Origin of the sequence: Bacteriovorax stolpii, from assembly GCF_002872415.1 — a bacterium.
In the GTDB taxonomy this organism is placed as follows: domain Bacteria; phylum Bdellovibrionota; class Bacteriovoracia; order Bacteriovoracales; family Bacteriovoracaceae; genus Bacteriovorax; species Bacteriovorax stolpii.
Genome location: NZ_CP025704.1, coordinates 1,250,867 through 1,263,120, shown reverse-complemented (window position 1 = coordinate 1,263,120; position 12,254 = coordinate 1,250,867). Strand labels below are relative to the sequence as shown.

Genomic DNA, 12,254 nt, shown 5'->3' with positions numbered 1-12,254 from the left:
CCCTTCCAGACCTTCTTAGACGAGAGATTAATTCAAATACTTCGCATGGTGGGCCACATGGACCTCCATGAATGTCGAGATAAAGTAGTAACTATGATCATAACCTTCGCACAGGTTGATCTCAAACTCTTGCCCTGCTTTTTGAGCAGCTTCTCTTAAATGCTCAGTTAAAAGTTCCTTGGCAAAAAATTCATCCTGCAGTCCTTGGTGAACCAGGATTTTTGCCGGGTGCTTTTTCCCGCTCATTAAAAGTTCAGTGGCATCGTATGCTGACCATGCACTCTTATCATTTCCTAAATAGCCGTTAAACGCTTTCATTCCCCATGGTGAAACACTTGGGTGCACAATAGGAGAAAACGCCGATACCGCCTTAAATTTGTCTGGATTGCGAAGCCCAAGAACTAAAGCGCCATGGCCTCCCATTGAGTGGCCAAAGATCGAAACGTTTTTGACTTTAAACTCGTTAGTGATCACGTTGTAGAGATCATTTACGATATAATCATCCATTTTGTAGTGATCAGCATACCCAGGAGTTGTAGCGTTTAAATAAAAACCAGCTCCCGAACCAAAATCGTAAGAGTCATGCTCTCCATGAAGATTTAGTCCTCTTGGTGAAGTATCCGGTGCAATCACCATTAAATTTTTTTCAGCTAAAAACTTTTGAGCTCCAGCTTTCGTGATGAAGTTCTCTTCCGTGCATGTCAGCCCTGAAAGCCAGATCAGACAGCCCTTCACTTCACTGTTAGGGATGAAAGTTGAAAACTTCATTTCAGTCTTAGTCGCTGCCGACTCGTGAGACCAGAACTCTGTTTTCCCTTCAAATGTTTTATGAGACTTTAATTGTTTCATAAGTTCTCCTCTAAAATTAGAAAGTCACAACACTTCTGATACTTTTTCCTTCATGCATATAATCGAATGCTTTGTTGATATCTTCGATTGGCATTGTGAAAGTCACCAGGTCATCAATGTTGATTTCACCTTTCATGTATCTTTGAACGTAACCTGGAAGTTCAGTTCTTCCTTTTACTCCACCGAAAGCTGATCCTTTCCACACTCTTCCTGTTACCAGTTGAAATGGACGAGTTGAGATCTCTTGTCCAGCGGCTGCAACACCGATAATTGTCGATTGCCCCCAACCTTTGTGACAACACTCAAGAGCTTGTCTCATAAGAGTTGTATTACCAACGCACTCAAAAGAGTGCTCAACTCCACCGTCAGTCATCTTTACGATTTGATCAACGATTGTCCCTTCGATTTCTTTTGGGTTAACAAAATCTGTTGCTCCAAATTTTCTCGCCATTTCTTCTTTTGAGTTGTTGATATCAACGGCGATAATTTTTTTCGCTCCAACCATTTTTGCTCCCTGGATAACTGAAAGACCAATGCCCCCAATTCCAAAAACAGCAACGTTGTCGTTCTTTTCTACTTTCGCCGTATTTAAAACAGCTCCGATACCTGTTGTTACACCACAACCAAGAAGACAAACTTTATCTAATGGCGCTTCTTTATCAATTTTTGCTAGAGAAATTTCTGCACACACTGTGTACTCAGCAAATGTAGATGTTCCCATGTAATGGAAGATTGGCTTGCCGTCTTTTGAGAAACGAGATGTCCCATCCGGCATTAAGCCTTTCCCTTGAGTTTCGCGAATGCGCTGACAAAGGTTAGTCTTTCCTGATGTACAGAATTTACAAGTTCCACACTCTGGAGTGTAAAGAGGGATAACGTGGTCACCTTTTTTAAGTGATGTCACACCTTCTCCAACTTCTTCAACAATCCCCGCTCCTTCGTGTCCAAGGATAACCGGAAAGATCCCTTCCGGGTCTACACCTGAAAGCGTATAAGCGTCCGTGTGGCAAACACCACTGGCCACGATACGAACCAGGACTTCTCCCTTTTTTGGTCCTTCTAAATCAACTGTCTCTATTTTAAGTGGCTGACCTGGGCCCCACGCTACTGCTGCTTTTACTTTCATTGTTTCCTCCCGTATAAAAAAACTTGAAAAAAGATCATACTTCCCCCATCGGGACTTGACTATCCTCTCTGGAAGAACAACACTGTTTCCCCATGGAAACAATAAAATGGATTCAGTGCATTTTGACCTTTGTAAGGGTGAGCGAGCTAGGGAGCTTCTCGAAGGCGGCAAGCTCGCTAGGAATCTCGAAATCTCATGTCAGCAAGACCATTAAGGCCTTGGAAGATGAAGTGGGAATCGCTCTCTTTTTCCGCTCTACCAGAAAAGTCCAGCTCACTAGTACCGGTGAAGAGTTCTTAAAAAACTGTCAGTCCTCGCTCCAAAACCTGGAAGCGGCCCGCGCTGAGCTAGTCGCACCTTCAGATAAGCCTCGTGGGCTTCTGCGCGTGACACTGGCCGGCGTCTTTGGTGAAAACTACATCGCTCCTGTTTTAATCGCCATGGCAAAAAAATATCCGGAGCTCACGATTGAACTCAACTTCGACACTCGCATCGTTGATCTCATTGCTGAACGCTATGATGTAGGGATTAGGATTGGAGAGCTTTCAAACTCTTCTCTCTTCGCGCAGAAGATCGCTTCTCGTCGCGAATATGTTTGTGCGTCTCCTGAATATTTAAAAAAGCACAAGAGGCCACAAACTCTTGAGGCGCTCAAAGACTACAACTGTCTCGGAGGGCAAAACCAGTGGGCCTTTAAGCAAAATGGGAAAAGTAAATCCGTGACGGTTAGTGGAAATTTAAAAACAAATAACCCTCGAGTCGTTTTACAAGCGGCCCTTGATGGTTTGGGAATTGTGAGACTTCCTGGCTCTTATGTTTTCTCGCACATTAAAGATGGAACGCTGATTGGTCTTCTTGAAGATTACAGTGAAGGGAAAAAAGATATTTGGGCCGTGACTCCAGCAAGGAATAAGCAGAATTTGAACGTTAGTACATTTATTAATGAGCTTAAGGTTTTTCTGTCGGAAGGGTATTCGGATGTCTTATTTTAGGGCCGAACTCCTTAAAGAGAAAATCAAAATAAACCTGATGGGCCTTCTCATTCGGATGCTGATCATTAAGTGTGATCCAGTAATCCTCTGATTTTTTCCCTTTGAAATCCTCTAAGAAATCATGAAATGCCACTCCTTCGTTTCTTAAAATGCTGTCGACCTCTTCATGAACAGAAGTGAAATTATAGTTTTCAAGATTAAAGAAAATGGGATGAACAATAACGAACAATTCACTCTTTTGAGCTGCCGAAAATACCTTAAGCTCCTTTACAAAAGTTTCAAAAGCGGCCAATCGTTCAGGGTTTAATGAATTCAGGATTGTTTTGATATTTTCTTCTGAAGACTCTCTGCGCTCCATCGTATAACAGAAAAAATCAACGAGCTTACTCACTTTGCGAATTTTCCAATCATAATTGCGAGAAATCTTTTCGATGATAAGTGAAGAGTTAAAAGTCATGATGTCGTTAAGGTTAATTCCTACGATTAAAATATCGGGAGAGAGACCACTCACTTTTTCGTTGAGAATTCTTCTGTACTCCGGTAAAGCTGCGGCCGGTTCAGCGGAGTTGATCACTTCGACTTTTAGTCCTTCAAGCTTCCACATTTCTTCTAGCTTTGATTCAAACGTATCTTCTTCCAGAACACCAAAACCATAAGTAAACGAATCACCAACGACAACTATACGTTTTAAGTCAGAAGTCTTAGGCCCAATTGAATAATTGTTTCTGAATCCAAGATTGTTTATTGAGTAAAAAACACAGCCTGGATTATTGTTTCCGGCACCGCTAAAATATGGCCTGCTAACTTCCGGGTTCATACATTCTAAACGTCCGTTAGGAAGTGATGAGTAGCTTTTCCCCGCATAAGTTGGTGGCAATGGGGCCCATCCATAAAGGCGGATTCCAACCTCACACGCAAGAAAGACAACAAAAAGTGCAGTGGGAATTAAAAGAAGTTTTTTTAGCAAAAATGACCTCAACGTTGTGAGATCATTTTTGCATGAAAATAAATTTTGTACAAGACACTAAGTGCTTAGAGGTAATCCGTATACCCTGTTGCACCTTTAGCGTAGATCGTTTCAAAGTTCACAGGAGTCAGAGGTTGGTTCTCTTTGAATTTTAAAACAAGTTTTGGATTTGAAATGTAACTCATACCAAAAGAGGCTGCTGTCGCATGACCGCTCTTGATCATTTTTTCTGCTGTCTCTTTATCAAGTTTTTCGTTGATGATGTAGGCTCCACCGAAAGCCTTTGCCAGCTTCTCTCCCAGATAACCTGCTCCTTGATGCTCTCGTGAAAAAACAAAGGCCAGTCTTCTTTTTGCCAGTTCTTTCATTAAATAAGTGAAAGTTGCCTCCGGGTTAGAGTCTCCCATATCCTGAGAGTCTCCTCTTGGAGAAATATGGTAACCGACATTGCCGGCATCCCACACTGTTAAAACAGCATCGACAACTTCCAGAGCTAAGCGCGCTCTGTTTTCAATGCTTCCACCATACTTATCAGTACGGATATTGGTTTTATCTTGTAAAAATTGGTCTAACAGGTAACCGTTAGCACCGTGAATTTCTACCCCATCAAAACCTGCAAGCTTCGCATTCTCAGCGCCCTTTCTATAGGCCTCTACGATTTCCGGGATTTCTGAAAGCTCCAGCGCTCTTGGCACGACATACTCTTTTTGTGGACGCACTAAACTCACATGACCTGCGGGCTTAATTGCACTTGGAGCAACCGGCTGTTTTCCATCCAAAAAGATTGGATCTGAAATTCTTCCTACGTGCCATAACTGCAAAACAATGCTTCCACCTTTTAAATGAACGGCCTCAGTGACTTTTTTCCATCCTTCGACTTGTTCTTTTGACCAGATTCCTGGAGTGTCAGCATATCCGACTCCCATTGGAGTGACAGAAGTGGCTTCTGAAATAATAAGTCCAGCACTCGCTCTTTGAGCGTAGTACTCGGCCATCAGCTCGTTAGGAATTCTCTCCACACCAGCGCGCGCACGAGTTAAAGGGGCCATGACAATTCTATTGGCCAGCTTTAAATTTCCTAATTCGATCGGGTCAAACAGCACAGACATAAATCTTTCCTCCAGATGGTAATTGACTTCTTCAAAGAGCTATCATGAACTCAATCCATTTAAATGTAAAAACAATTAATTATCTTACAAGCACACGTCTAAGACACAAACTGGTAACTGATGCATAAAACAAGCACTTAAAAAAACCTGACTTTACTCATTTTCTCTTCTGCGATTTCCGCTATCCTGATTAAATGAAAGCACCAGAATGGCGACAGAATGTCCTCCTCGTTTCCGACGATCCAGAAATCAGAACAACCATAGCACCGGCCTTTGGTGAAGAGACGACTTTTATTGTCGTCAGCAACACTGAAGAGGCCATGGAAGAACTCCACAAAGAACCAATCCATGTAATGATTCTTGATGCGAAGACCACTAACCCGTCAAAAAATTACTACGAAAAATACTACGACGATAAAGAGGAAATTCCTTTCATTGAACTTTCTCAATACGGGACACAAGTCAATAATGGGATGACTATTATTCTTCTCGTAAATAAACTTTTGGCGCGTGAAGGAGATTTTGCCCGCAAATGTGGTGCGGTTCTGATCATGGACCGCAAAGCTATTCTCATTAATCGCATGGTGTATTTAATTGGAGTTCTTCGCAAAAGAACATTTAGAACGATTGTTCTTCGCGACCTTCCTCTCAATGCAGTTTTCCCTGTAGATCTTTACCACCATCTTTCATTGAGTAACCGCTACCTGCCTTTTCTTCCAGCAGGAGTCCCTTTCTCAGAAGATAAACGGGAAAAAGTTCTTTCGGCCAATATCCGACACCTCTATGTTGAAGAGGCCCATCTCTCTTCATTTCTTTCTTCTCTTCGAAAAAATGGTGAGGCCCTTTATTACTCAGAAAGCTTAGCTTCTATACGCAACCAATTCCGCCAATGGCTGATTCAGGTCTTTGACCTTTCAAGTGACGGCATGGTGGTTTTTGGGATTGAGCTCTACAATAAAGGTCTCGACATTGTTTATCAGCTGGAAAAACTCATCTGCAGTTTCCCCAGCTCTTCGGCCTGTTTAGCAGAACTCCCTTATCCGCGATGGAGCACTCTGGCCCACAGTATGAATTGCGGGATTTACTCGCTTATCTTTTCTATTCATTGCCAACTTGAACCACGACATGAAATCGCCCTAGCGGCAATGATTCATAATATCGGCTTCTCTGAAATCTCTCAGGATATTATCAAGAAAAAAGAAACAGAACTCACTCCTGAGGAATTAGCTGAATATAAAAAGCACGTGGCCTATTCATTGGAGCTTTTGAGAAAAAAACTCATTCCATTCACACCTGTAATGGAAAAAATCATTATGCATCACCATGAAAATTATGATGGAACAGGATTCCCTGCGGGTCTTGCGGGAAGAACTCTTCCGCTTCCAGTGGCACTGGTTTCAATCTTAAGTAGTTTTGATTATTTCAATACAGTGAAGCCTGGCGAAAAGCCTATTTCGGTTTTTGAGGCCTGGCAGAGGCTGCGTGAGCATCATGGGGAATCCACTCATTTAAATATGAAGTTTCATCCCCAATTACTCGTCATGCTCGATGATTTTTTTATGAACAATAAATTCTAAATTATCTGTTGCGGACGTCGACATATGTTTCAGTTGAGCCGTCTTGGTTGTGAAGAACAGTCAAAAGATCAGTGTCTTCATTAAAAGAGACTTCCGCCCATTTCTTTTCTTCTTCAACTTCCCCACCTCTGTAAGTCACCACATCTCTTTCGTGGTAAATCCACTTCTGAGCTTTCATTTCGCTTTTTAAATAGATCTGAACGTGGGCCAGGACAGCTCCTTCAACTTCAATGTCGTATTCATGAAGCAGTCTTTCGACGCCATCGAAAATCATCTCATTGGCACCCGTTTCATCAACAACGTACATACTGTCGCAGCCATTTTGTTCAATTGAATAATAAGTATTTTCTTTTGTGCGGTAGTCACCGGAAAAATCCGTGCAAGCAAAAGCAGATGAGGTAAACAGCGCAAGACCAAGGATAATGAGACTCTTCATGAAACTCTCCTAAAAGTTGTGACCATTAGATGATAACAACTTTTAGGGAGGTGTAAATAAGTTTAGTGTTTAGCCTTCGCTGCTTTCTCTGAATGGGCCGGCCCGCCGTATCCAAAAGACTTATCATAGCTTGCCAGGTTTCCTTCCACTGGTGAAAGTGCGACTAAATGCTCAGAGACAAACCACGTTTGCAGTTCGTTTGTCCTGATGACATTACTGACTAGAAGGTCATTGGTTCCTTCATCTCCACTATCTGCCGCCTGGCGGGCCGCCTTTCTAACAAATTTTAAAATCGCTTCATGGGCATCAACTAATCGTGAAATTTGAGCAGGAACTTCCTCTCTACCTGATGGTGGCGTTTCAATTTGGGCCATCTCTGCAACGTCCTTTGCCATAGCGACACTAATTCCTCCGAGTAACTGGATTCGCTCTGCCATGAGATCGACCAGCTCCGCTTGTTCATTGTAGTGTTTATCAAATAACAGGTGGAGTTGATAAAACGTCACACCTGATGTCTGCCAGTGGCATTTTTTATATAAATCTCTAAGCGTAATGGTGTCTGCGAGAATGCGATTGAGATTGGTGATACTCTGTTCACATACTTTATCATCCAGTCCCAACGGAACACGAAAGCGCGTACCAAATTTTTGGATTTCTCCGGCATTTTGATTCATGACAGGCTGAGCGAGATTCGCCTCATCTGTCGTTCTTGTTTTGTTTTGAATTGAGGTCATTTGTTCTTTCATTTTACGCTCCGAGGTAAAGTTGACATAAACATCCAACGATTAAAGTGCAAAGCTCTCGCCATTAGTGGAATTGCTATTTTCGATATTTTAGTTTTGCTTGCATCCTCATTTCTGAGTCATTATGTCCCATTTAGGGACATAGATTTCAAAAATTCCTCAGACTATTTCTTGTGGGTATCACTCGGAAGCGTTATAGTAGACTATTATGAATAAACCACAATACACTCCCCCAACAGACGTTAAATCAGTTCTCAATCTTCTCAAACGACCGAAGACCGCGATCGTAACAGGCGGTATGCCTTATGCGAACGGCCCTCTTCATCTTGGCCACATGGCCGGAGCGATTATCCCACCCGATATCATGGCCCGCTATATGCGTATGCTCATTGGCAAACAGAATGTTCTTTTTGTCAGCGGTAACGACGATCACGGCTCAACTTCAGAAGCTTCAGCTTTTAAAGCGGGAATTCCCGTAAGAGAATTCATTGATCAAATTCACGATAAACAAGTGCAGACTGTCACTCGTTATTCAATCTCATACGATATTTTCTCTGGAACATCTCAACCAGATTGTTACCCGACTCACAAAGAAGTCTGTCAGGACTTTATGCAAAGACTTTGGGACAACAAGATGCTGGAGAAAAAAATCACTAAGCAATGGTATGACCCAAAAATCAGCCGCTTCTTACAAGATAGAAACGTGACAGGAAAATGCCCGAATCCAAACTGTGCCAACACATCGGCCTACAGCGATTCGTGCGAGGTTTGTGGGACTCAATACGATCCTTCAGAACTTATCAACCCAAAGTCGTCACTTTCGGACGCCACTCCAGAATTGAGAGACACAGCTCACCTGTGGCTTGATATGTGGAAAGTTTCTGATCAGCTTACTGATTGGATTAAAACGAAACAAAACAAATGGCGCAAAGGTGTTTTCAACGAAGTGTTTGAGACAGTTCAACCTGCCTTCCAGTTTGATAACACTCATGAGCCAGCATTTAAAGAAATGCGCACAACTCTTCCTAAGCATAAATCTCGTTATGCTCCAGGGAAGAAAGTTGTCGTTCAGTTTGAAAACTTAAATGATTACGCTACTGGGAAAAAAGCCTTAGAAGATAAAAGCATTGCCTGCGAAGCTCTTGATGGATGGGCCCATCGCTCAATCACTCGCGATGTTACTTGGGGAATTCCTGTTCCTGAAGGTATTGATCCAGAGATGAAAGGCAAAACGCTTTACGTCTGGCCGGACTCTCTTATTGCTCCGATCTCATTCACAAGAGTGGCACTGGCAAAACAAGGAAGAGACCCGAAAGAATGGGAGCGTTTCTGGAAAGATCCAGAAGCGAGAATCTTCCAATTTTTAGGACAAGACAATGTTTACTTTTACGTCCTAATGCAAGGAGCGATGTGGATTGGTGTGCGTGGATCGGACACGCAAGACTACACGATGACTGACGTCTACTCTGTTTTCCATTTAATGGTTAATGGTGAAAAAATGAGTAAGTCGACTGGTAACTACTATACTGGAGATCAGTTAACGGAAGAGATGGGTTACCATCCTGATCAGCTTCGTTATTTCCTTTCAACACTGAGTTTAGCTGAGAAGCAATCGAACTTTGATTTTGAAACATTTAAAGAAAGAAATAAATTTTTAGCTGGGCCATTAAACGCAGCGATTGAAAAACCAATTGCCGCTGTTCATTCGAAATTTGGTGGAGTTGTTCCAAACGGAAAACTGCTGGAGAAAGCTGAAAAAGAAACGATGAAGATCGTGCAAATGTACGTGAAGAACATGGAAAAAGCAGATCACATCACACTTCTTGGCCAGATTGAGAACTACGCTCGTTTAATCAACAGCTTTTTTGTGCAATATAAGCCGCACGATGACCGACATGATGAAACAGAACGCGCTGACGGGCTTTATTCATGTTTCTACATCTTGAAGAACTTAATGATTATGCTTCACCCATTTGTTCCTGAAACAATGGATAAGGTGCGCGTGTCGCTTAATCTTCCGGAGAGCATTTTCTCAATCGATGAATTGGGGCAAGCGATTCCTGCAGGGCATGCTATTGGGCAAAAGGGGCAGTACTTCCCAGCAGTGGAAGGAAGTTCAGAAGAATAATTTTTTACAGTACGCCGGACTCTTTCACATACAAAAGTGTAACAGTCCGGTGTTTAAATAAATTCATCCTAAACATTTTCTTTCAAGCATGCATTCTCTTCCTCTCTAAAGCCCAATTTACTTATATATTGAACCACCACATAATTAACCCATGATGGGACAAGGAAAAAGCCACATGATGCTTTCAAAAATAGCGACAGTTTTCTGCTGTCTCTTCCTTCTAGGAACGGGCCAGGCAGAAGTGGTTAAAGTCGGTGGCTATAACTTTCCTCCTTTCGTCGACAGAGACGGAAAGTCAGGTATGGTTTATGACCTGATCAATAAACTTAACCAATCACAAAGCAAATATAAATTCGTCTTCAGCCTGACCAGCGCCAACCGCCGTTACCGCGATTTAAAGAGCGGTAAAATTGATGTTATTTTCTTTGAAGATGAAGCATGGAGCTGGAATCAAGACAAGGTTCCTCACCTGAAAACCGGAGTGATTTTGACAGGTGGAGAAATCTACGTTTCGCTACTCAAGCCTGGGCGAGATCAAAAGTTCTTTGATTCATTTGAGGGGAAAAAGATCAGGGGGATTTTTGGTTATCACTACAACTTTGCCAATATGAAGACAGACCCGGAAGTTTTGAGAAAAAAAGGCATCAGTCTGGGGCAAGACAATGAAGAGAACTTAAAAGATTTGATGAATGATAAAGTAGATATCATTGTCATTAATTCTTTTATGATGGACAGCTTGTTAAAAAAAGATAAAACATTATCAGGCAAACTTTTGATCAGTACAAAAAAAGACCAAAATTATCAGTTGAGAATTTTATTAAATGAACGCTCACCTATTTCTTCTGCAGAAATAGAAAAATTAGTGGTTCCCCATTTAAAATGAGACTAAGTCACAAACTCTTAAGAGATGCTGCTCTCTTTTTGATTTTAATTTCAATGCCGGTTTACTACCTGGCATTCACCTATTCTCTTAAAGAGTCTTCGAAAAGCCGTGAACTTATTGTTACACGCCAGCTTACAAGCTTTCAAAACACCCTGAAAGAGGCACTCTGGAATGGAGACTCCCCTTACACCAGGCAAATCGTCAGCACTCTAGGAAATATTGAAGGTGTCTCGTCAGTTGTTCTCTATGACGATAAGATGGAAAAAATTCAGGAGAGCAACTCTCCTTCTAAAAGGATCCCTTTTTCGCATGACATGTATAAAGAACTTGAGAGTAATCAGGTCAAACAAATCAAAACAAAATCTGAAGGGAGCTTTTTAGTTTCTCTAATAACTAAAAAAACCGACCAAGGTCTAGAAAAGCTTGGGATTATCAAAATTGATATCCACTATAATGATTTAATTAAAAGTGCACATGCTCGCTCAAGAACAATGCTCGCAGTTCTCCTTGGAATTTTTATCCTGATTTTCTTTATTCAATTCCTCTATCTGAGAGAATTTCTCATCAAGCCTCTTTCAGATTTCGAGAAGGCCATCTCTGAGATGAATGTTTATGCCGACATCAAACTCAAGGAAGACCCGAATCATGTTTTTGAGATTGCGAATCTTACAAAAACCTTCAACCATATGGGTGAAGAACTCAAAAATAGTGCCGGCATTATCAATCAACAGCAAATGCAGATGATCAATGTCAGCAAGATGTCAGCTCTGGGGGAAATGGCCTCAGGTGTGGCACATGAAATTAACAATCCACTTATGATCACAACTGGTTTTTTAGAACGCATTCAGAAGGCCGTTCAGAATGATCCAGAAAAGTATTCAGAGATTGCGATGCACACTGAAAAGGCGCTTAAGGGAACCCAGCGTGTGGCAAAAATTGTTAAAGGTCTTCGAAGCTTCGCCCGCAATGGAAGCAAAGATCCGATGCAGGAAGTAGAAACAGAAAAAATCATTTCAGAAACGCTGGAATTATGTTTTGAGCGATTTAAGTACGGTGAAATTCAACTCGAAATTACCAAGACAGTGAGTGGAAAAATCATCTGCCGCGAGTCTCAGATCTCTCAAGTTCTTTTAAATCTTCTCAACAATGCTTATGATGCTGTAACTGAAATGCCATCAAAAAATAAATGGGTTAAAGTTGAAGTTGCGGATTCGGCCGATCAAAATAAAATTCTTATATATATTACTGACTGCGGTCCCGGAATCCCAAAAGATATTGCCTCTAAGATTCTTGAGCCGTTTTTTACAACAAAAGAAACAGGTAAAGGCACAGGCCTTGGGCTCTCTATCTCAGTTGGTATTGTAGAAGAGCATGGCGGGAAGTTATACCTCGATCACGGTCATGACAATACACGATTTGTTCTTGAATTGCCTAGAGCCTAGGA

Annotated in this window: 11 protein-coding genes; 5 read left to right on the top strand and 6 right to left on the bottom strand. The window is 41.8% G+C overall.

What is annotated here, in order from left to right:
- Nucleotides 1-27: 27 nt before the first annotated feature.
- Both fghA and C0V70_RS06320 read right to left on the bottom strand, forming a co-directional pair.
- Complete coding sequence (gene fghA / locus C0V70_RS06325) at nucleotides 28-849, bottom strand: S-formylglutathione hydrolase (protein ID WP_102243025.1); 822 nt, start codon at nucleotides 847-849, stop codon at nucleotides 28-30.
- Between the two features lie 16 nt (nucleotides 850-865).
- Complete coding sequence (locus tag C0V70_RS06320) at nucleotides 866-1,975, bottom strand: S-(hydroxymethyl)glutathione dehydrogenase/class III alcohol dehydrogenase (RefSeq protein ID WP_102243024.1); 1,110 nt, start codon at nucleotides 1,973-1,975, stop codon at nucleotides 866-868.
- A gap of 92 nt (nucleotides 1,976-2,067) precedes the next feature.
- Here C0V70_RS06320 and C0V70_RS06315 point away from each other — a divergent pair, with 92 nt between their 5' ends.
- Nucleotides 2,068-2,967, top strand: a complete 900-nt coding sequence (locus C0V70_RS06315) for a LysR family transcriptional regulator (protein ID WP_102243023.1) — start codon at nucleotides 2,068-2,070, stop codon at nucleotides 2,965-2,967.
- Here C0V70_RS06315 and C0V70_RS06310 read toward each other — a convergent pair.
- Together C0V70_RS06310 and C0V70_RS06305 are read right to left on the bottom strand one after the other, a co-directional pair.
- On the bottom strand, nucleotides 2,924-3,934 hold the full coding sequence (locus C0V70_RS06310; protein ID WP_102243022.1) for an SGNH/GDSL hydrolase family protein: 1,011 nt from the start codon (nucleotides 3,932-3,934) through the stop codon (nucleotides 2,924-2,926). The two genes, C0V70_RS06315 and C0V70_RS06310, sit on opposite strands and share 44 nt — an antisense overlap.
- A 65-nt stretch (nucleotides 3,935-3,999) precedes the next feature.
- On the bottom strand, nucleotides 4,000-5,043 hold the full coding sequence (locus C0V70_RS06305) for an alkene reductase (RefSeq protein ID WP_102243021.1): 1,044 nt from the start codon (nucleotides 5,041-5,043) through the stop codon (nucleotides 4,000-4,002).
- Nucleotides 5,044-5,237: 194 nt separating this feature from the next.
- On the opposite strand from C0V70_RS06305, the gene C0V70_RS06300 reads away from it, so the two are divergent.
- A complete protein-coding gene (locus C0V70_RS06300) occupies nucleotides 5,238-6,620 on the top strand; it encodes an HD domain-containing phosphohydrolase (RefSeq protein WP_102243020.1) in 1,383 nt (460 codons plus the stop codon).
- Nucleotide 6,621: 1 nt separating this feature from the next.
- Here C0V70_RS06300 and C0V70_RS06295 read toward each other — a convergent pair whose 3' ends face one another.
- Nucleotides 6,622-7,056 carry a hypothetical protein gene (locus tag C0V70_RS06295; RefSeq protein ID WP_102243019.1) on the bottom strand — a complete coding sequence of 145 codons (435 nt, stop codon included), beginning with the start codon at nucleotides 7,054-7,056 and terminating at the stop codon, nucleotides 6,622-6,624.
- A gap of 62 nt (nucleotides 7,057-7,118) precedes the next feature.
- On the bottom strand, nucleotides 7,119-7,802 hold the full coding sequence (locus tag C0V70_RS06290; protein ID WP_208107807.1) for a Dps family protein: 684 nt from the start codon (nucleotides 7,800-7,802) through the stop codon (nucleotides 7,119-7,121).
- A gap of 205 nt (nucleotides 7,803-8,007) precedes the next feature.
- Between C0V70_RS06290 and C0V70_RS06285 the strand changes: the two genes are divergently transcribed.
- The 3 genes from C0V70_RS06285 to C0V70_RS06275 all read left to right on the top strand — a co-directional run bounded on the left by C0V70_RS06285 (nucleotide 8,008) and on the right by C0V70_RS06275 (nucleotide 12,252).
- A complete protein-coding gene (locus C0V70_RS06285; protein ID WP_102243018.1) occupies nucleotides 8,008-9,927 on the top strand; it encodes a methionine--tRNA ligase in 1,920 nt (639 codons plus the stop codon).
- Nucleotides 9,928-10,102: 175 nt separating this feature from the next.
- Nucleotides 10,103-10,810 carry a substrate-binding periplasmic protein gene (locus C0V70_RS06280; RefSeq protein WP_158649591.1) on the top strand — a complete coding sequence of 236 codons (708 nt, stop codon included), beginning with the start codon at nucleotides 10,103-10,105 and terminating at the stop codon, nucleotides 10,808-10,810.
- Nucleotides 10,807-12,252 (top strand): sensor histidine kinase, encoded by a 1,446-nt coding sequence (locus C0V70_RS06275; protein WP_102243016.1) that lies wholly within the window; start codon nucleotides 10,807-10,809, stop codon nucleotides 12,250-12,252. The genes C0V70_RS06280 and C0V70_RS06275 overlap by 4 nt, the downstream gene beginning before the upstream one ends.
- The last annotated feature ends 2 nt before the right edge of the window (nucleotides 12,253-12,254 follow it).